Consider the following 21,996-nt stretch of genomic DNA (forward strand, 5'->3'; position numbering starts at 1 on the left):
ATAAGAAACTCTTTGCCACAAATAAAATGAGTATTTTTATCAGGTCCTTAGAATAAACAACATGACAAAACGTTTACCAAATTTACAAGTTGCACTTGACCACTCAGATTTACAAGGAGCTATCAAAGCTGCCGTATCAGTAGGACATGAAGTTGATGTTATTGAAGCTGGAACTGTTTGCCTTCTTCAAGTAGGTAGTGAATTAGTTGAGGTCCTTCGCAGTCTCTTCCCTGACAAAATAATTGTTGCTGATACAAAATGTGCTGATGCTGGTGGGACTGTTGCTAAAAATAATGCTGTTCGCGGTGCAGACTGGATGACTTGTATCTGTTGTGCTACTATTCCAACAATGGAAGCAGCCTTAAAAGCTATCAAAGAAGAACGCGGCGATCGTGGAGAAATTCAAATCGAACTATATGGTGATTGGACTTATGAGCAAGCGCAACAATGGTTGGATGCAGGTATTTCACAAGCCATTTATCACCAATCTCGTGATGCGCTTCTTGCTGGCGAAACATGGGGAGAGAAAGACCTTAATAAGGTTAAAAAATTGATTGATATGGGCTTCCGAGTTTCTGTAACTGGTGGTTTATCAACTGATACTCTTCAATTATTTGAAGGTGTTGATGTCTTTACTTTTATTGCGGGTCGTGGTATTACAGAGGCAGATGATCCAGCCGCAGCAGCACGTGCATTTAAGGATGAAATTAAACGTATTTGGGGGTAATATATGACACGTCCAATAGGAATTTACGAGAAGGCAACACCAAAACATTTTAACTGGTTAGAACGCCTACAATTTGCTAAAGAATTGGGATTTGATTTTGTAGAATTATCCATTGATGAGTCAGATGAACGTTTGGCACGTTTGGAGTGGTCAAAAGAAGAACGACTTGAGTTGGTCAAAGCTATTTTTGAGACAGGAGTTCGTGTTCCAACAATTACATTTAGTGGTCATCGTCGTTTCCCAATGGGATCTAATAATCCTGAGAAAGAAGCGCGTGCGATGGATATGATGAAAAAATGTATCGTCTTTGCTCAAGATATTGGTATTCGTAATATTCAATTAGCAGGATATGATGTGTACTATGAAGAAAAATCTCCAGAGACACGTGCACGCTTTATTAAGAATCTTCGTCAAGCTTGTACTTGGGCCGAAGAAGCACAAGTTATTCTATCTATTGAGATTATGGATGATCCATTTATGAATTCCATTGAGAAATATTTGGCTGTGGAAAAAGAGATTGATTCTCCTTATCTCTTTGTCTACCCAGATACTGGAAATGTATCAGCATGGCATAATGATCTTTGGAGTGAATTTTATAATGGACATCGCTCAATTGCAGCGCTTCATATTAAAGATACTTATGCTGTTACCGAAACGTCTAAAGGTCAATTCCGTGATGTTCCATTTGGTCAAGGGTGTGTTGATTGGGAAGAAATGTTTGCTGTCATTAAGAAAACAAATTATAATGGTCCATTCTTGATTGAAATGTGGTCGGAGAACTGTGAGACTGTAGAGGAAACACGTGCAGCCATTAAAGAGGCGCAAGATTTTCTTTACCCATTAATGGAGAAAACAGGAGTGAAATAATATGGCAAAATCATTGCAAGAAATGCGTGAACGTGTGTGTGAAGCTAATAAATCACTACCAGTTCATAGTTTAGTTAAATTTACTTGGGGTAACGTTTCTGAAGTTGACCGCGAAGCAGGATTGATTGTTATCAAACCTTCAGGAGTTGACTATGACCAATTGACACCTGAAAATATGGTTGTCACAGACTTAGAGGGAAATATAGTGGAGGGGGATTTGAATCCATCATCTGATCTTCCAACTCATGTTCAACTTTATAAAGCATGGCCAGAAGTCGGTGGTATTGTTCATACTCATTCAACAGAAGCAGTTGGTTGGGCACAAGCGGGTCGCGATATTCCATTTTATGGAACAACACATGCAGATTATTTTTATGGGCCAGTACCATGTGCTAGGTCACTTAGTGAAGATGAAGTTAACACTGCTTATGAAAAAGAAACAGGTAGCGTTATTATAGAGGAATTTGAACGTCGGGATTTAGATCCAATGGCTGTTCCTGGTATTGTTGTACGTAATCATGGACCATTTACTTGGGGGAAAGATCCAGCACAAGCAGTTTATCACTCAGTCGTTCTTGAAGAAGTTGCTAAGATGAATCGTTTCACTGAACAAATTAATCCACGTGTTGAACCAGCTCCAAAATATATTATGGATAAACACTATTTACGTAAGCATGGACCAAATGCTTATTATGGTCAAAAAGGACAAGAACATTAAGGAGAATAATATGAAATACTTTTTAGATACTGCCGATGTTTCTGAAATTCGTCGTCTTAATCGTTTAGGAATCGTTGATGGTGTTACTACCAATCCGACTATTATTTCACGTGAGGGGCGTGACTTTAAAGAAGTTATTAACGAAATTTGCCAAATCGTTGATGGCCCAGTTAGTGCAGAAGTGACAGGTTTAACTTGTGATGAAATGGTTACCGAAGCTAGAGAAATCGCTAAGTGGTCACCAAATGTTGTTGTTAAAATTCCAATGACTGAAGAAGGTTTAGCAGCAGTTTCACAATTATCAAAAGAAGGTATAAAGACAAATGTGACATTAATATTTACTGTGGCTCAAGGTCTTTCGGCAATGAAAGCTGGTGCAACATTTATTAGTCCTTTTGTGGGTCGTCTTGAAGATATTGGAACAGATGCTTATGCTTTGATTCGTGACCTTCGTCACATTATTGATTTTTATGGTTTCCAATCTGAGATTATTGCTGCTAGCATTCGTGGATTGGCGCATGTGGAGGGCGTCGCTAAATGCGGTGCGCACATTGCCACTATTCCAGATAAAACATTTGCATCACTATTTACTCACCCGCTTACTGATAAAGGGATTGAAACTTTCTTAAAAGATTGGGATAGTTTCAAGAAGAAGTAGTGTTACGATAAAGCAAACTCTTAATTATACTAGTGCAAGACAAACTTTGATAATGGGTTTGTCTTTTTTTATAATCTTCTCCAATAAGAACACTTATTTTCATTTTTCTTATTAAATGATATAATACGGATAAATTAAGTCTAATTAGAATAAGGAAATAGAGATGTTTGAGAAGGTAACCATTAGTGATATTGCAAATTTAGTAGGTGTGTCAAAAGCTACAGTTTCCTATTATCTCAATGGGAACTATAAGAAAATGTCTCTGCAAACGAAAGAAAAAATACGTTTAGCTATTAAGGAGACTGGTTATCAACCAAGTAAGATTGCTCAAAGTTTAGTTACAAAAAATACCCGTACTATTGGGGTCGTTATTGCTGATATTACTAATCCCTTTATTTCGTCTGTGATGAAGGGAATACATGATACTTGTCAACAATTTGGTTACTCGGTTAACTTTACTAACTCGGATAATGATATTGACATTGAGTTGGAAAATTTAAACCGTTTAAATCAGCAAAACGTTTCAGGAATTATTTTAGATTCTGTAGATCCTAATCATTCATTTATAGAAACTTTGAGTAATGATCGTCTTGTCATGGTTGATAGACAAGCTAAAGATATTAAAGTAGATACTGTAGCATCCGACAATAAAGAATCGACTCAAATATTTCTTGAAAAAATGCAAGAAGCTGGGTATCATGACATCTATTTTGTCACTTATCCCATTGAAGGGATTTCAACCCGTGAGCTTCGTTACGAAGGTTTTAAAGAAGTGGTCAGTTCAAATCCTGATAAGTTGATTATTATCACTGAAGATGGTAGTACACAGAGAATTCTTGATATCATTGAACATTCAGAGCAAAAACCAGGGTTCTTAATGATGAACGGTCCAACTCTTTTGAATTTTATGAAAAAATTAAATCAATCAACGGTCAGCTACCCTGAGGATTATGGTCTTGGGAGTTATGAAGATTTAGAATGGATGCAGGTGCTTACACCAAACGTTTCCTGTATAAAACAGGATTCATATGGCATTGGTTGCCTGGCTGCCCAATGTTTAATTGAAAAAATTAGTCAAGGAAACGAACCAACTACTGCAAGGTTACTAGAAGTAAAAAATCAAATCGTTATTCGTCAATCTTTTTAAAAATGTTTGCGAGAGCAAGCATTTTTTTATAAAAAAGCAAAAAACACTATGTAAACGCTTGCTTTTATAGAAAATGATAGTATAATAGAATTATAAATGAGTTAACCGTTTAACTTAAGAATAGGTAAGCTTTTAACGAACCATCTCTAACTCTCTTAACTCAAATGTTTTTATTTTTTTGCACCATTAGTTAAACGGTTAACTCAAGTTTTATCTTCACCAAAGGAGGATAGAATGAAGATTAATAAATTATTGTCAGACAGACTTGAAGCTTGTTATTCAGTTTGTCGTTTGCAAAATCAAGACTATGATTTTTTATTAGTAGCTTCAGAGGTTGACCAAGCCTGCTTTGCTTATGATTTGAATAGCGATTTAGCAAAAATTGTTGTTTGGGAAGATGTGGGAGGTACCATGAGTATTATTCCAATTCCCGGAACCATGGATTTTTTGGCAACCCAGAAATTTTACCCAGGGTTTAAGGCCAAAGATTGTCAGGTTGTTTATGCAAGTTTTCAAGGAGATCATTGGGACATTTGTAACGCATTTGATTTTCCGTATTTACATCGCTTTGATCTCATTAAAGGTAAAGAAAATCAACTTTACTTTATAGGTTGTACAATTGCTAACAGTAAAGCCCACACTGAGGATTGGAGTGATAAAGGCCGAATTTTTGTTGCTCGTTTTAATACTCAAAACCATACATTGGAAGGATTGCAACAATTGCCTCAAACTTTATTAAAAAATCATGGATACTATGCCATTCAGGATGAAGGATATTCATTGATTACTTCAGTAGAAGGGGTATTCAAACTCACTTATCCAGAATTTTCTACTACAGGCGACTGGCAATTAGAACGGCTTTTCGATGAGGAGACAAGCGATGTGGTGAAAGTGGATATTAATCAGGATGGCAAGGATGAGTATGTGATTATCCAAGGTTTTCATGGAGATCGTTTACGCATCTTCACTGAAGATTTCGGTCGAGAATTATTCCATTATCCAGAAAAAACACCATTTGGTCATGCTATTTGGAGTGGTCGTTTACTTAATCAGACTTGTTTTGTATTCGGGTGGCGATCAGAAAAAGCAGAATTAAGGCTTTTTCACTTTGTAGATGGGCACTTGGTTTCAGAATTAGTAGATGCAAAAGCAGCTTCTAGTAATGTCTTAGCTTTTGAAAAAGATGGAAAAGCTTATCTTTTCTCAGCCAATAACGGACGTGGCGAAGTTGCTCTTTATCAATTAGTAAAATAAATTTAAGAAGGAGACAATATGGACAAGAAAAAAATCTTAGTAACGGGTACTGTGCCTAAAGAAGGTCTAAGAAAGCTTATGGACCGATTTGATGTTACTTATTCAGAAGATCGCCCATTTTCACGTGACTATGTGTTAGAGCATTTATCTGAATATGACGGATGGTTACTCATGGGACAAAAAGGCGATAAAGAGATGATTGATGCAGGTGAAAACTTACAAATTATTTCTTTAAATGCGGTTGGTTTTGATCATGTAGATACTGCGTATGCTAAAGAAAAAGGAATTATAGTCTCTAATTCCCCTCAAGCAGTACGAGTTCCGACAGCGGAAATGACTTTTGCTTTAATTTTAGCTGCCAGTAAGCGCCTTGCATTTTATGATAGTATTGTAAGAAGTGGAGAGTGGATTGATCCGAGCGAACAACGTTATCAAGGTTTGACTTTGCAAGGTTCAACATTAGGTATTTACGGAATGGGACGCATCGGTTTGACAGTCGCAAATTTTGCTAAAGCATTTGGGATGACTGTTGTTTACAATGATGTTTATCGACTTCCTGAAGATAAGGAAAAAGAGCTTGGTGTAACCTATCTCGAATTTGATCAGCTTATTAAAACAGCTGATGTCATAACCATCCACGCCCCAGCATTACCATCAACAATCCACAAATTCAATAAAGATGTTTTTGCTAAGATGAAAAATCGAAGCTACTTAATCAACGCTGCTAGAGGCCCAATCGTTTCTGAAGAAGCACTTATTGAAGCACTGAAAGAAGGTGAAATCGCGGGTGCGGGATTAGATGTTTTTGAGAATGAACCACAGGTATCTGAAGGATTGAGAAGCCTTGATAATGTTATCATGAGTCCACATGCTGGGACAGGTACTATTGAGGGACGTAGAACTTTGGCTGAAGAAGCAGCTGACAACATCATTGCCTTCTTTGATGGCAAGCCACAAAATATTGTCAATAAATAATTGGCTAGTGAGCGCAGAGCCATCTTTTGAAAAAATGGGACCTCCCATTTTTTTACGGGTAAATGTAAGCGCTTAATAATTTAATAAAGGTGAACTTATGCTAGAAGCTTTACATAAATTCTTTGAAGTCTTTGGTGCAGCAACTGTTGTACCCGCTATGATTTTTATTGTCAGCCTTTTTCTAAAGGTCAATCCAAGGCGAGCTTTCTTTAGCGCCTTACGAGCTGGTGTTGGACTCACAGGCTTTGGTTGGATTATATCAGCTTTTGCTCCTATGGTGACTAAGTATATCCAGCAGATGGTTAAAACTACTGGTCTCCATTTACCAATTGTAGATATTGGTTGGCAGGCTGGTTCTCTCACCGCCTTTTCTTCTGAGATTGGCCTCTCTTTCTTTGTTTTTGGCTTGCTAATTGAATTGGGGCTTTTCTTGCTTGGGATTACCCGAGTATTTGTCCCATCTAATCTTTGGAATAACTTTGGCTATATGATTTGGGGTACAATGGCCTATGCAGCAACAGGTAATTTTATATTGTCTTTCGCATTTATGGTTTTTGTCTTACTCTATTCATTAGTGATGTCAGAAGTATTGGCAGATCGATGGTCGGAGTATTACGGTGTTAAAAATGCAACGATCAACTCGATTCATAATATTGAAACCCTTATTCCAGCTCTTATTCTTGATCCTCTTTGGAACCTACTTGGTGTCAATAAGGTAAAGTTGAACCCAGAATCATTAAAGACTAAGTTAGGGATATTTGGTGAGCCAATGACACTTGGTTTTATACTTGGTGTGATTATTGGTGTATTAGGTAGTTTACGTAACCTTGCAAGTATTGATACTTGGGGAGGTATACTTGGTTTTGCAGTTGCTCTTGCAGCGGTTATGACTATTTTTCCTTTGATTACGGGGGTATTTGCTAGTGCTTTTGCTCCTCTTGCTGAAGCAGTTGAACGCAATAAGAAAAAAGAAAGTCAAGCTGAGCAAGGAGCACTGGATAAAAAACGTTGGTTTATTGCAGTTGATGACGGTGTTGGTTTTGGTGAACCAGCAACTATTATCGCAGGTCTCATTTTAGTACCAATAATGGTTGTTATTTCCTTGATTTTACCTGGAAATGAAGCTTTACCAGTCGTTGACCTTATTGCTATCCCTTTTATGATTGAAGCTATGATAGCTGTGTCAAAAGGAAATATTCTTAAAGCTATTTTGAATGGAATCATATGGTTTTCACTAGGTCTTTATGCTGCTAGTGCCCTAGGTCCAATCTACACAGAAGCTGTTAAGCATTTTGGAACTGCTTTACCAGCAGGGGTAACTTTGATTATGAGCTTTAATCTCCTAGCTCATCCTTTGACAGCTCTAGTCTTCTTTGCTTGGATATCTGGGAACCCACTCTATATTGGTGTGACAGTTGTTATCTATCTTGCTTTCTTGTTCTTGCTTCGTACTCATCGTGAATCTATTTACGCATACCTTAAAACTATGGCTGATAAGAATAGCGGATATGAAGGTAGTTGTGAAAAAATCTTTATTGCTGAAGATTAAAAATCTGTTGGAGGAATACTCATGAAAAAAATTGATGGACATGCTCATATTGTTGATACAATTGCAGGATTTAATGGTAAAGGACGTCTTAATGCCCTTGGAAACGGTTATGCTATTTGGGATGATGGTGATTTAATTAAGCTCATCCCAGACGAATACGGTGACAAAGCATTTACAGCTGAAGCTTTTTTGAAGTATATGGATGCTAATGGTGTAGATAAAGCAGTCATTTTGCAAGGTCATCTTAATGGTTATCAAAATTATTATACGCATTTAGCTATTAAACGTTATCCAGAACGTTTTACAGGCGCATTCTCTGTTGATCCATTTGCAGATAACGCAATGCAAATTGTAAAACGTCATGTTGAAGTCCTTGGTTTTCGAGCTATTAAATTTGAAATTAGTCAAGGAGGGGGTATCCATGGATACCGTGGACAAAAAACGCCTTTCCGTCTTGATACAGACCCACATGTGAGTCGTATTTTGACTTATCTGTTAGACTATCCAGGATTTGTAGTTACAGTTGATTATGGCAATTGGGATCAAATTAGTCACCAACCTGATGCTATTGCTAATTTAGCTCGCCTTTATACGAGTCTCGATTTTGTTGTTTGTCACCTCTCTTTTCCACATGTTGAGCATTCAAATCGATTGCGTGCTGAACTTAATATGTGGAAAAACTTCAACAATATCTATACTGATATTTCAGCTATTCAAGATATTGATGCCCCAGATAGTTTTCCTTTTCCAAAATCAGAACAAAATGTACGTATTGCTAAAGAAGTTCTTGGGGCTAAGCGTATCATTTGGGGAACTGATTCTCCATGGTCAGCGACCTTCAATACTTACGAAGAATTAGCTACTTGGCTAGAGAATGTTGATATTTTCAGTCAAGAGGAACTAGAAGATGTTATGTACAATAATGCTGAGCGTGTTTACTTTAAAGAAGAACATGTAAAGGCTAACAGAGCAGGTATAGATGATACAACCAAAGAGCTCAATCTCTATTAGAAGAGTTTTCAAGGTACAAGAGTTTCTTGTACCTCCTTTTTAAATCAACAATGAGGAGACAAATTATGACTTATTACCTTAGTATTGACTACGGCGGTACAAATACCAAGGCGCTTATTTTTGACAAATTAGGACACCAAATCGCTGTTTCGAGTTTTGAAACTTTAAAAAATGAGACTCAATCTGGTCATCGTCAAGTAAACCTTGTTAAAACGTGGAATGCTATAACTTCTGCTATTAGAGAGGTTATTCAAATCTCAAAACTCAGCCCTGAGCAGATTAGTGCAGTAGCATGTATTGGACATGGGAAAGGTCTTTATCTGCTAGATAATAAGTTGGAGCCACTTGAACAAGGAATTTTGTCTACAGATAATCGTGCCAAAGATTTGGCGCAATATTTCGAATCTAAACTTGATAATATTTGGGAGTTGACTCGGCAACATATTTTCCCTTCACAAAGTCCAGTTATTTTACGTTGGCTTAAAGATTATCAGCCCGAAACCTATAAATCAATAGGGGCGGTCCTTTCTGCAAAGGACTTTATTCGGTATAAGCTTACAGGAAAAGTACAGCAAGAATATGGTGACGCTTCAGGTAATCATTGGATAAATTTCCAAACAGGAACTTATGATCCAGCTATTTTAGATTTTTTTGGCATTAGAGAGATAGAAAACTCACTTCCTGAACTTATAGATAGTGCAGATTTAGTTCCTGGGGGAATTAGTTCTCAAGCAGCAAAAGAGACTGGTCTTGTAGAAGGGACCCCCGTTGTTGGAGGGCTCTTTGACATCGATGCTTGTGCTCTTGGATCAGGTGTTTTAGAGTCAGATACTTTTAGTGTTATTTCGGGAACTTGGAATATTAATACATATCCAAGTTTAAAACCAGCAAAGCAAGATAGTGGTCTTATGACTTCCTATTTTCCAGATCGTCGTTATCTCTTAGAGGCAAGTAGCCCTACTTCTGCAGGGAATCTTAATTTTATGTTAAAAATGCTCATGCATCAAGAAATTGATAACGCTAAATCTAGTGGAGGTTCTATCTATGATAATTTAGAAGAATTTCTCACTCATACTGATGCTACACATCATGGACTTATTTTCTTTCCGTTTCTTTACGGTAGTAACACATCACAAGATGCTAGCGCTTGCTTTTTTGGGCTAACAACTAAATCGACGAAATCTCAGATGATACGTGCGGTATATGAAGGTATTGCGTTTGCACATAAGCAGCATATCACTGATTTAATAAAAAGTAGGGGCAGTGTGCCAAAAATAATTCGTTTCTCTGGCGGAGCTACCAACTCACCAGCATGGATGCAAATGTTTTCTGATATCTTAAACTTTCCTATTGAAACAGTAGAAGGCACAGAATTAGGAGGGTTAGGAGGAGCTATTTTAGCACGTCATGCTTTAGATAAGATTTCGTTAAAGGAAGCAGTCCAAGATATGGTTCGTGTAAAAGCTATTTATAAACCTCAATTATCCGAAGTAAAGGGGTACAAAAAAAAATATCACGCTTACCAAAAATTATTAGAAACACTGGATCCTATTTGGTCGGAACTCGGTCATCTGAATAAGTAGGGATATCAAAGGAGTTGTTATGAAACAAGAAGATATTATTATCAATAGTATTGTATTCAAAAAACAGTTAGACAAAGGTTTTACACAAGTTCAGCTCATTAAGTTAGTAAAGGATTTAGGATTTTCACGATTTGAGATACGTCAAGAATTGCTTCAAGATCCAGATAGAGAGCTACCCGCTTTAAAAGCAGAGGCTGACTTTTATGATATCAATCTTTACTATAGTGCTAATGAAGACCTTATCAAAGGAGGGAAAGTTAATCCTTATCTTAATAAAGGCCTTAAAGAAGCATCACAGTTAGGAGCTCCTTTCATTAAGCTAAATGTTGGACAAACCAGAAACTTAAGTAAAGAAGAGTTAGAACCTCTTAAAGAGATATTGAAAAGCCAAACTATTGGTATAAAGGTGGAAAATAATCAAGACCCTAAAGCAGCTACAGTGGAGAATTGCCAATATTTTATGACTCTAGTGAAAGAATTACAAATACCAATAAGTTTTGTTTTTGATACTGCTAATTGGGCCTTTATCAACCAAGATCTATACCAAGCGGTAAATAGCTTAGCTTGTGATACCACCTACCTTCACTGTAAAAATTTTTTACAGGTAGCTGGAAAGCCTCACCTCTCGAAGAGCCTCTTCGAAGGAGAGATTGATCTGACTGATTTGTTAAAGAGTTTCTCTAATTGTGAGTATCTAGCTCTAGAATACCCCACAGAATTGGAGGTATTAAAAAGGGATGTTCAACGTTTAATCTCTATCAGCAATAGTCAAAACTTTTAATGAAAAGGCTTTAAAAAGATGTTATAATAAGTCTGTATGAATTCGAGTAGAAAAGAGGTATATTCTTGATTATTCTCGATAAAAAAAGTTATGACCTCCTCTTTTACCTATTGAAATTAGAGGAACCTGAAACAGTTATGGCAATTGCCAACGCACTTAATCAGTCTAGGCGTAAAGTGTATTATCACTTAGAGAAGATAAACGATGCACTGCCTAGCGATGTGCCTCAGATTGTTAGTTATCCACGTGTAGGAATCTTGCTAACCGAAAAACAAAAAGCAGCCTGTCGTCTTTTATTAGATGAAGTAACTGATTATAGTTACGTCATGAAAAGTAGTGAGAGGTTGCAGCTGTCTTTAGTATCTATCGTGGTAGCTAAGGACCGCATAACGATTGATAGGTTGATGCAACTAAACGATGTTTCTCGAAATACTATCTTAAACGATTTAAACGAATTAAGAAGTGAGTTAGCAGAGAAAGAATATAATTTACAGTTACAATCAACAAAATGTCGCGGTTATTTTTTAGATGGTCACCCATTGTCCATTATCCAGTACTTATATAAGCTCTTAGATGATATCTACCATAATGGAAGTAGTAGTTTTATAGACCTTTTTAATCATAAACTGTCTCAAGCTTTTGGTGCCAGCACATATTTTTCTAAAGAGGTTCTTGATTATTTTCACCATTATCTCTTCATTTCTCAACGAAGTCTAGGTAAGAAAATCAACAGTCAAGATGGTCAGTTTATGATTCAGATTTTGCCTTTTATACTAATGGCTTATCGTAAGATGCGATTAAGTCCTGAAGTACAGACCTCTCTTAATAGTGATTTTAGCTTGGTTTGGCAACGTAAGGAATATGAGATTGCTAAAGAGTTGGCTGATGAGCTGGAAGAAAATTTTCAGTTATCACTGGATGAGATTGAAGTGGGACTAGTGGCCATGCTTATGCTTAGTTTCCGCAAGGACCGTGACAATCATTTAGAGAGCCAGGATTATGATGATATGCGAGCTACTCTAACCAGTTTTTTGAAAGAATTGGAAGAACGATATCACCTTCACTTTGTTCATAAAAAGGACTTACTAAGACAACTTCTAACTCACTGCAAGGCACTCTTATATCGTAAACGTTATGGTATTTTTTCTGTTAATCCTTTAACAGAGCATATTAAAGACAAATATGAAGAACTTTTTGCCATAACCTCGTCTTCTGTAAAGCTTTTAGAGAAAGCTTGGCAAATCAAATTGACCGATGATGATGTAGCATATCTAACGATTCATTTAGGAGGGGAACTTCGTAATAGTCAACAATCTCCTAATAAACTTAAGTTAGTTATTGTATCTGATGAAGGAATAGCGATTCAGAAACTTCTTTTAAAGCAATGTCAACGCTACTTAACAAACAGTGATATAGAAGCTGTTTTTACAACCGAACAGTACCAAAGTGTGAGTGATCTTATGCATGTAGATATGGTTGTCTCTACTAGTGACGCTTTAGAATCTCGTTTTCCGATGTTAGTAGTTCACCCTGTTTTGACAGATGATGATATTATTCGCTTGATTCGCTTTTCAAAAAAAGGTAACTGTGCAAATAGTAATCAATTTACCAATGAACTTGAAAAAACGATTGCTCAATATGTCAAGGAAGATAGTGAACGCTACGTGCTGAAATCTAAGATTGAGAAACTTATTCATCAAGAATTGCTCCAAGACGTCCTTCCCCTTCAAAGTACAGTTTGTTAAAATATAATTTTATGGTAGCCTCTCAGCTTTTCTGAAGACAGAAAAAGAAGCTGGGGCTTTTTTGGTGCTTTTAAACAATGTGCTAGATATTTAATCGCAATGAGTTCCTCTATGACATGATAATTAAAGTTGAGAAAGCTAGTACTTTTAATGGGAGTACTTTTTATTTGTGCTTATTTTAATTAAAATTATGAGTCTAATTTGGAACAGACAGCCCAGTTTTGAACACATAAATGTGTGACACTTGGTCTTTTTTTCAAAAGTATTTGAACTTATACTAGTAGATGTAAGAAACAATTAATCAGGAGGAAATAAAATGCCTAACGTTAAAGATATTACTAGAGAATCATGGATTTTATCAACATTCCCAGAATGGGGAACATGGCTAAACGAAGAAATTGAAGAAGAAGTTGTTGCTGATGGCAACTTTGCAATGTGGTGGTTAGGAAACTGTGGTGTTTGGATTAAAACACCAGGTGGTGCTAATGTTGTTATGGACCTATGGTCAAACCGCGGTAAATCAACAAAAAAAGTAAAAGATATGGTTCGTGGACACCAAATGGCTAATATGGCAGGTGTTCGTAAACTCCAACCAAACTTACGCGCACAACCAATGGTTATTGATCCATTTGCTATTAATGAATTGGATTACTATCTTGTTTCACATTTCCACAGTGACCACATTGATATTAACACTGCGGCAGCCATTATTAATAATCCTAACTTAGACCATGTTAAATTTGTTGGGCCATATGAATGTGGTGAAATTTGGAAAAAATGGGGAGTTCCAGAAGAACGAATCATAGTGATTAAACCAGGTGAATCATTTGAGTTTAAAGACATCAAAGTTACTGCTGTTGAATCATTTGACCGTACTTGCTTGGTGACACTTCCAGTAGATGGTGCAGAAGAACATGATGGAGAACTTGCTGGTTTAGCCGTGACTGATGAAGAAATGGCTCGTAAAGCAGTTAACTATATTTTTGAAACACCAGGTGGAACAATCTACCATGGAGCTGACTCACATTTTTCAAATTATTTTGCTAAACATGGTAAAGACTACAAGATTGACGTAGCTATTAACAACTATGGTGATAACCCAGTTGGTATTCAGGATAAAATGACTTCAATCGATCTTCTTCGTATGGCAGAAAATCTCCGTGCCAAAGTCATTATTCCTGTACACTACGATATCTGGTCTAACTTCATGGCTTCTACAGACGAAATCTTACAATTGTGGAAAATGCGTAAAGAACGCCTTCAATATGACTTCCATCCATTTATTTGGGAAGTTGGAGGTAAATACACTTATCCACAAGATAAAGATAGAATTGAATACCATCACCCACGTGGTTTTGATGATTGCTTCGAACAAGAATCAAATATTCAATTTAAAGCACTTCTATAATGGCTAATGAGAGACTGTATGTCGCATGATATGCAGTTTTTCAATTTTAAAATATGTTACTAAAATCACAATTAAGATTAGGAGAAATAATGTCAGAATTTGATACAAAATCATATTTAGAAAAACTTGATGCATGGTGGAGAGCAGCTAATTATATTTCTGCAGCACAAATGTATCTAAAGGATAATCCTCTCTTGAGACGAGAGCTAGTTGAAAACGACTTAAAGGTTCATCCAATTGGTCACTGGGGCACTGTACCTGGACAAAACTTTATCTATGCTCACTTAAATCGCGCTATTAATAAATACGATTTAGACATGTTCTATATTGAAGGTCCAGGTCATGGTGGTCAAGTTATGGTATCTAATTCATATTTAGATGGTTCATATACTGAATTAAACCCAAATATTGAGCAAACAGAGGATGGCTTTAAGCAGTTATGTAAAATCTTCTCTTTCCCAGGTGGAATTGCATCCCATGCAGCACCAGAAACACCAGGGTCAATTCATGAAGGTGGTGAACTTGGTTACGCACTTTCTCATGCGACAGGTGCCATCCTAGACAATCCAGATGTTATTGCTGCGACTGTTATTGGTGATGGTGAAGGTGAAACAGGACCACTTATGGCTGGTTGGCTATCTAATACCTTTATCAATCCAGTAAATGATGGTGCTGTTCTACCAATCTTCTATTTAAATGGTGGTAAAATCCATAACCCAACTATCTTTGAACGTAAGACAGATGAAGAATTATCTCAGTTTTTTGAAGGATTAGGTTGGAAACCTATTTTTGCAGATGTTGTTGAACTCTCTGAGGATCATGCGGCTGCTCATGCTTTGTTTGCAGAAAAATTAGATCAAGCTATTCAAGAGATTAAAACCATTCAATCAGAAGCACGACAAAAACCAGCAGAAGAAGCTATCCAAGCAAAATTCCCTGTCTTGGTTGCACGTATTCCTAAGGGGTGGACTGGTCCAAAAGCTTGGGAAGGAACACCAATTGAAGGTGGCTTCCGCGCTCACCAAGTACCAATTCCAGTAGATGCCCACCATATGGAACATGTCGATTCTCTTTTGTCATGGCTTCAATCATACCGTCCAGAAGAATTATTTGATGAAAGTGGTAAAATCGTTGATGAGATTGCTGCTATTTCACCAAAAGGTGATCGTCGCATGTCCATGAATCCAATAACCAATGCTGGTATTGTTAAAGCAATGGATACAGCAGATTGGAAGAAATTTGCTCTTGATATTAATGTTCCAGGTCAAATTATGGCACAAGATATGATTGAATTTGGAAAATATGCAGCAGATTTGGTAGATGCTAATCCAGATAATTTCCGTATTTTTGGTCCAGATGAAACGAAATCAAATCGTCTTCAAGAAGTGTTTACACGTACTAGCCGTCAATGGCTTGGTCGTCGTAAACCAGATTATGACGAAGCTTTAAGTCCAGCTGGACGTGTTATTGATTCCCAATTGTCTGAACATCAAGCAGAAGGTTTCTTAGAAGGTTATGTTTTAACTGGTCGTCACGGCTTCTTTGCTTCATACGAATCATTCCTTCGCGTTGTAGATTCAATGGTAACACAACATTTCAAATGGTTACGTAAATCAAAAACACACACAACATGGCGTAAAAATTATCCAGCGCTTAACTTAATTGCAGCTTCAACTGTTTTCCAACAAGATCATAATGGTTACACTCACCAAGATCCAGGTATCTTAACTCACTTAGCTGAAAAAACACCTGAATACATTCGTGAATATTTACCAGCAGATACTAACTCACTTCTAGCTGTTATGGATAAAGCGTTTAAAGCTGAAGATAAAATTAATTTAATTGTGACATCTAAGCACCCTCGTCCACAATTTTACTCTATTGCTGAAGCAGAAGAGTTAGTGGCAGAAGGATATAAGGTGATTGACTGGGCTTCAAATGTGTCGCTTAATCAAGAGCCAGATGTTGTCTTTGCTGCGGCGGGAACAGAACCTAACTTAGAAGCTTTGGCAGCTATTAGTATTCTTCATAAGGCTTTCCCAGAACTTAAGATTAGATTTGTTAATGTATTAGACATCCTAAAACTTCGTCATCCTTCACAAGATGCTCGCGGTTTATCAGATGAAGAGTTTGACAAAGTCTTTACCACAGATAAACCTGTTATTTTTGCTTTCCATAGTTATGAAGATATGATTCGAGATATTTTCTTTAGTCGTCACAATCATAATTTGCATACGCATGGTTACCGTGAAAATGGTGATATCACAACACCATTTGATATGCGCGTGATGTCAGAATTGGACCGATTCCATCTGGCACAGGATGCAGCTCTTGCTTCTTTAGGAAATGAAGCACAAGCCTTCAGTGATGAAATGAATCAAATGGTTGCTTATCACAAAGACTATATTCGTGAACACGGAGACGATATTCCAGAAGTGCAAAATTGGAAATGGGAAAATATCAAGTAGTCACTTTTTTCAGGCCTATACTTACAAACAAAAACACTTTTAGATTTTTTCTAAGGGTGTTTTGTTATTTTATAGAAGAATGACCGCTTTTTCAAAAGCGTTAAGTGGTCACTTTTAAAGTTGTAATATTAATACTAATAAGTCTTTAAATAATTCAATAATGCCATAACAATAATGGTGTGGGCTAATTAAAATATCTCTAAGCAAAGGTGTTGACATAAAGAGACCATACATGATATTATAGTTATGTTCTGTTTCGGCAGTTTATTTTTTTGAGTAAAAAAGTGACTACCCTTTTACGATACTTTAACGTCACTTTATAGATAAGACACATAACCTTAAAAATAAGATACGAAATTTTTAGTAGGAGATAAGAATGACAAATATTTTAGAAGTGAAGAATTTAACCAAAATTTTTGGGAAAAAGCAAAAAGCTGCTCTTGAAATGGTTAAGCAAGGAAAAAGTAAGACAGAAATTCTTGAAAAAACAGGAGCGACTGTAGGTGTCTATGATGCGAGTTTTGAAATAAAAGAAGGCGAAATTTTCGTTATCATGGGACTTTCTGGTTCAGGAAAATCAACTTTAGTTCGGATGTTAAACCGTTTGATTGACCCATCATCGGGAAATATCTATTTAGATGGTAAAGATATTGCAAAGATGAATGTAGAAGATTTACGTAACATTCGTCGTCACGATATCAACATGGTTTTCCAAAATTTTGGTCTTTTCCCACATCGTACAATTTTAGAAAATACAGAGTTTGGGTTAGAGATGCGTGGTGTTTCTAAGGAAGAACGTACAATGTTAGCTGAAAAAGCTTTGGACAATGCAGGTCTATTACCGTTTAAAGATCAATACCCCAGTCAATTATCAGGAGGAATGCAACAGCGTGTTGGTTTAGCACGTGCCCTTGCTAACAGCCCTAAAATCCTTCTGATGGATGAGGCCTTCTCAGCTTTAGACCCATTAATTCGTCGTGAAATGCAAGATGAGCTTCTTGATCTTCAAGACACGAATAAACAAACTATTATTTTTATCAGCCATGATTTGAATGAAGCGTTACGTATTGGTGATCGTATTGCTCTGATGAAAGATGGGGAAATCATGCAGATTGGTACAGGAGAAGAGATTTTGACTAATCCGGCTAATGATTTTGTTCGTGAGTTTGTTGAAGACGTTGATCGCTCAAAAGTGTTAACTGCTCAAAATATTATGATAAAACCTTTAACAACTGTTTTAGAAATTGATGGCCCACAAGTTGCTTTAACAAGAATGCATCGCGAGGAAGTCTCAATGTTAATGGCAACGAATCGTCGTCGCCAACTTCTGGGATCCCTAACTGCAGATGCTGCAATTGAAGCTCGTAAGAAAGGTTTGCCGCTTTCTGAAGTGATTGATAAAGATGTTGTAACGGTCTCAAAAGATACAGTTATTACAGATATCATGCCTTTAATTTATGATTCATCTGCTCCGATAGCCGTTACTGATGATAATGATAGACTCCTAGGGGTTATCATTAGAGGACGTGTGATCGAAGCACTTGCTAACGTTCAAGATGAAACAGTAGTAGAATCGCCAAAAGAAACGGTAGAAGCTTAATAGAGAGGACAAATCATTTTGGAAAATTTATTACAACATAAGTTACCGGTCGCACCATTTGTAGAGTCAACGACCAATTGGATTACGAAAACTTTTTCTGGTTTATTTGACTTTATCCAGACAATCGGTAATGCATTGATGGATTGGATGACAAAAACATTACTATTCATTAATCCTTTACTTTTTATTGTACTAATTACAGTTGCTGTATTTTTCTTAGCTAAGAAAAAATGGCAATTACCGACATTTACTTTCATTGGTTTGCTATTTATCTATAACCAAGGGCTGTGGGAGCAGTTGATTAATACTTTTAACTTGGTTTTAGTAGCAAGTTTAATTTCTATTATTATTGGTGTACCACTAGGTATTTGGATGGCAAAAAGTGATAAAGTTAAACAAGTTGTTAATCCAATTCTTGACTTTATGCAAACTATGCCAGCATTCGTTTACCTTATTCCTGCAGTAGCCTTCTTTGGTATCGGTATGGTACCAGGTGTCTTTGCCTCTGTTGTATTTGCTTTGCCTCCAACAGTGCGCTTTACTAACTTGGCTATTCGTGAAATCCCACTTGAATTAATAGAAGCATCTGATTCATTTGGTTCAACAGCTAAGCAAAAATTATTCAAAGTTGAACTACCACTTGCTAAGAACACTATTATGGCAGGAATCAATCAAACTATGATGTTGGCTCTTTCTATGGTGGTTACAGGATCTATGATCGGTGCACCTGGACTTGGTCGTGAGGTGTTATCGGCGCTTCAACATGCTGATATTGGTACAGGATTTGTTAGTGGTCTATCGCTAGTTATTTTAGCAATCGTGTTAGACCGTGTTAGTCAATTCTTTAATTCCAAACCGGGTGAGAAGCAAGCTAAAACATCAAAAGTTAAAAAATGGGTAGGTTTAGGGGCCTTGGTTCTCTTCATTCTAGCAGCTCTTGGTCGCATTGTTGTCAATATGACTTCAGGAAATGAAGCCAAAGGTCAAAAAGTGAAAATAGCTTATGTCCAATGGGATTCAGAAGTTGCTTCAACCAACGTTATTGCTGAAGTTTTAAAATCTAAAGGATATGATGTTGAATTGACACCACTTGATAATGCGGTCATGTGGCAAACAGTCGCCAATGGGAATGCTGATTTTACAACAAGTGCTTGGTTGCCAAAGACCCACGGGCAATATTTTAATAAATACAAAAATAGTTTAGATGACTTAGGTCCTCACGTTGAGAACGTCAAAATAGGTTTAGTTGTTCCTAAATACATGAACGTAAATAGTATTGAAGAATTATCAAATCAAGCAGATAAACAAATTACAGGTATCGAACCAGGTGCAGGTATTATGAAGTCTGCTAAACAATCCCTTAAAGATTATCCAAACCTTTCAAGTTGGAAGTTGTTATCAGCATCAACAGGAGCTATGACAACAACCTTAGGGAAGGCTATCAAAAACAAAGATCAAGTAGTCATTACAGGTTGGTCACCTCACTGGATGTTTGCTAAGTATGATTTAAAATACCTTAAAGATCCTAAGAAATCATTTGGTGGTGAAGAACATATCAATACAATAGCACGCAAGAATTTGAAAAAAGATATGCCAAAAGTATATAAAATTATCGATAAGTTCAAGTGGACTAAAGAAGATATGGAATCTATCATGTTAGATATGGATAAAGGTATGGAGCCTGCTAAAGCAGCTCAAAAATGGATTAAAAACCACAAAAAAGAAGTTTCAGAGTGGACTAAATAGTATAGAAAAAAACACGTCTCTTTTAGAGCGTGTTTTTTAATGTGACTTAAGTCGTTTTAGCTATTTAATATAAGTTTTATATTATTTTAATACATCAAAAGTGAGAGAATGGAAGAAATAGCAGGTTATAAAGTATTACTAAGTAAAATTTTCTTTAATTCAAGGTTGTTTTTTTTATTATAAAATTTTACAATGGAAGTTATGAGTATATTTAGAAACAATTCCATATTATCCAGGAGGATTGTATGAAAAAAGAAAGTATATCTATTAAAGATATCTTGTGGTTTATTATTCCGTCGTTATTTGGAGTATTATTATTAATGACTCCATTTAAATATAATGGTATGACAACAGTAGCTGTCTCTGTAATCTCTAAGACAATTAATCAATGGATTAACGCTGTTTTTCCTATACATTATATTATTTTACTAATCATTTTTATTTCATGTGTGTTAGCACTTTGTTATCGTCTGTTTAGACCTAGCTTTATTGAAAAAAATGACTTGCTAAAAGAAATTTCTGACATTACCATTTTCTGGCTGATTATTCGTTTGATCGGTTTGGCACTTGGTCTGATGACGGTTTTACATATTGGTCCTGAAATGGTATGGGGGAAAGAGACAGGCGGCCTTATCCTTTTTGATTTGATTGGTGGTTTGTTTACCATTTTCCTTGCTGCGGGTTTTATTCTTCCATTTTTGACAGAATTTGGTCTACTGGAGTTTGTTGGTGTCTTCTTAACCCCCATTATGCGTCCATTCTTTCAGCTACCTGGTCGGTCAGCAGTTAATTGTGTAGCCTCATTTGTAGGTGATGGTACTATTGGAATTGCTTTGACCGATAAGCAGTATGTTGAGGGTTATTATACCAGTAGAGAAGCTGCAACGATTTCCACTACTTTTTCAGCAGTATCAATCACTTTTTGTCTTGTTGTTTTGCAGAATGTTGGCTTAACTGATTATTTTGGCCATTTTTATCTAACAGTCATCATTAGCAGTGTTGTCTGTGCATCCATTATCCCTTATATCCCTCCCTTATCTCGTCAATCAAATAGTTATTACACTAAACCAAAGAAAGAAACATCTGAGGTAATTCCGGATGGTTATAACAAGATAGAGTGGGGACTTAAGCTTGCCATCGATAAATCAAAAGCAAATGGAAACATGAAGACTTTTGTCAATAATGCCTCTAAGACAGTACTTAGTTTATGGTTTGGCGTTATGCCAACAATTATGACTGTCGGAACAATAGCTTTGATTATTTCAGTATCAACACCTATTTTTAAAATTTTAGGTACACCATTCCTTCCATTCCTTGAACTTTTAGGGATTCCAGAAGCAGATATTGCGAGTCAAACCATGATTGTTGGTTTTTCAGATATGGTTGTTCCTTCGATAATGGCGGCTGAAATTCACAGTGAGATGACAAGGTTTATTGTCGCAACAGTTTCTATTGTGCAATTAATTTATATGTCTGAGACTGGTGCGGTGATATTAGGTTCCAAGATCCCTATCAACATTCTAGAATTATTTATCATTTTTATAGAGAGAACAATTATTTCATTACCTATTATTGTTTTGATGGCACATCTTTTCTTTTAGTTGGAGAAAATAGAGAAGCATTTCTTGCTAACAAATGAAACTATTTACTGAAAAAAGACAAATGAACTTGAAAGTATTTCTTGACAAGAGGCCTAAAATTGTTATAAAATAGTATGGTATGTTTAGTAACTGATCAAAATAGCCGGCTAAACGAATAC

The 21,996-nt window shown here is 36.4% G+C and carries 17 protein-coding genes; all 17 read left to right on the forward strand.

Annotated features, from left to right (window positions below):
• Positions 1 to 61 precede the first annotated feature (61 nt).
• The 17 genes from HMPREF2818_RS02065 (at position 62) to HMPREF2818_RS02145 (ending at position 21,838) form a co-directional block, all read left to right on the forward strand.
• Positions 62 to 727, forward strand: a complete 666-nt coding sequence (locus HMPREF2818_RS02065; RefSeq protein ID WP_000166859.1) for a 3-keto-L-gulonate-6-phosphate decarboxylase UlaD — start codon at positions 62 to 64, stop codon at positions 725 to 727.
• A gap of 3 nt (positions 728 to 730) precedes the next feature.
• On the forward strand, positions 731 to 1,594 hold the full coding sequence (locus HMPREF2818_RS02070; RefSeq protein ID WP_000197821.1) for an L-ribulose-5-phosphate 3-epimerase: 864 nt from the start codon (positions 731 to 733) through the stop codon (positions 1,592 to 1,594).
• Between the two features lies 1 nt (position 1,595).
• Positions 1,596 to 2,312 carry an L-ribulose-5-phosphate 4-epimerase gene (locus tag HMPREF2818_RS02075; RefSeq protein WP_001129982.1) on the forward strand — a complete coding sequence of 239 codons (717 nt, stop codon included), beginning with the start codon at positions 1,596 to 1,598 and terminating at the stop codon, positions 2,310 to 2,312.
• Between the two features lie 10 nt (positions 2,313 to 2,322).
• Positions 2,323 to 2,970: a fructose-6-phosphate aldolase gene (fsa, locus tag HMPREF2818_RS02080; protein WP_000873297.1), complete on the forward strand. Its 648-nt coding sequence runs from the start codon at positions 2,323 to 2,325 to the stop codon at positions 2,968 to 2,970.
• Positions 2,971 to 3,133: 163 nt separating this feature from the next.
• Positions 3,134 to 4,117, forward strand: coding sequence for a LacI family DNA-binding transcriptional regulator (locus HMPREF2818_RS02085; RefSeq protein WP_000462134.1), 984 nt, complete (start codon positions 3,134 to 3,136; stop codon positions 4,115 to 4,117).
• A gap of 234 nt (positions 4,118 to 4,351) precedes the next feature.
• On the forward strand, positions 4,352 to 5,371 hold the full coding sequence (locus tag HMPREF2818_RS02090; RefSeq protein WP_000700534.1) for a hypothetical protein: 1,020 nt from the start codon (positions 4,352 to 4,354) through the stop codon (positions 5,369 to 5,371).
• 18 nt (positions 5,372 to 5,389) lie between these two features.
• Positions 5,390 to 6,346, forward strand: a complete 957-nt coding sequence (locus HMPREF2818_RS02095; protein WP_000358407.1) for an NAD(P)-dependent oxidoreductase — start codon at positions 5,390 to 5,392, stop codon at positions 6,344 to 6,346.
• 97 nt (positions 6,347 to 6,443) lie between these two features.
• Positions 6,444 to 7,895, forward strand: a complete 1,452-nt coding sequence (locus HMPREF2818_RS02100) for a PTS galactitol transporter subunit IIC (protein ID WP_000888344.1) — start codon at positions 6,444 to 6,446, stop codon at positions 7,893 to 7,895.
• Between the two features lie 21 nt (positions 7,896 to 7,916).
• Positions 7,917 to 8,906: an amidohydrolase family protein gene (locus HMPREF2818_RS02105; RefSeq protein WP_000717730.1), complete on the forward strand. Its 990-nt coding sequence runs from the start codon at positions 7,917 to 7,919 to the stop codon at positions 8,904 to 8,906.
• Between the two features lie 65 nt (positions 8,907 to 8,971).
• Entirely contained in the window at positions 8,972 to 10,489 is a 1,518-nt protein-coding gene (locus tag HMPREF2818_RS02110; RefSeq protein WP_000222918.1) for an FGGY-family carbohydrate kinase, read from the forward strand.
• Between the two features lie 19 nt (positions 10,490 to 10,508).
• Positions 10,509 to 11,270: a sugar phosphate isomerase/epimerase family protein gene (locus HMPREF2818_RS02115; RefSeq protein WP_000806824.1), complete on the forward strand. Its 762-nt coding sequence runs from the start codon at positions 10,509 to 10,511 to the stop codon at positions 11,268 to 11,270.
• A gap of 65 nt (positions 11,271 to 11,335) precedes the next feature.
• Positions 11,336 to 13,015 carry a BglG family transcription antiterminator gene (locus HMPREF2818_RS02120; protein WP_000584678.1) on the forward strand — a complete coding sequence of 560 codons (1,680 nt, stop codon included), beginning with the start codon at positions 11,336 to 11,338 and terminating at the stop codon, positions 13,013 to 13,015.
• Between the two features lie 316 nt (positions 13,016 to 13,331).
• Entirely contained in the window at positions 13,332 to 14,423 is a 1,092-nt protein-coding gene (gene ulaG / locus HMPREF2818_RS02125; protein WP_001134211.1) for an L-ascorbate 6-phosphate lactonase, read from the forward strand.
• An 89-nt stretch (positions 14,424 to 14,512) separates the two neighbouring features.
• On the forward strand, positions 14,513 to 16,891 hold the full coding sequence (locus HMPREF2818_RS02130) for a phosphoketolase family protein (protein WP_001288409.1): 2,379 nt from the start codon (positions 14,513 to 14,515) through the stop codon (positions 16,889 to 16,891).
• 376 nt (positions 16,892 to 17,267) lie between these two features.
• Positions 17,268 to 18,491, forward strand: a complete 1,224-nt coding sequence (locus HMPREF2818_RS02135; protein WP_000181801.1) for a quaternary amine ABC transporter ATP-binding protein — start codon at positions 17,268 to 17,270, stop codon at positions 18,489 to 18,491.
• Between the two features lie 18 nt (positions 18,492 to 18,509).
• The gene (locus HMPREF2818_RS02140) at positions 18,510 to 20,237 is read left to right on the forward strand and encodes an ABC transporter permease/substrate binding protein (RefSeq protein ID WP_000429367.1); all 1,728 of its coding nucleotides are present in this window, start codon (positions 18,510 to 18,512) and stop codon (positions 20,235 to 20,237) included.
• Positions 20,238 to 20,482: 245 nt separating this feature from the next.
• Positions 20,483 to 21,838, forward strand: coding sequence for a YjiH family protein (locus HMPREF2818_RS02145; protein ID WP_000712235.1), 1,356 nt, complete (start codon positions 20,483 to 20,485; stop codon positions 21,836 to 21,838).
• Positions 21,839 to 21,996: the final 158 nt, after the last annotated feature.

Source organism: Streptococcus sp. HMSC076H09 (assembly GCF_001811765.1).
Lineage (GTDB): Bacteria > Bacillota > Bacilli > Lactobacillales > Streptococcaceae > Streptococcus > Streptococcus agalactiae.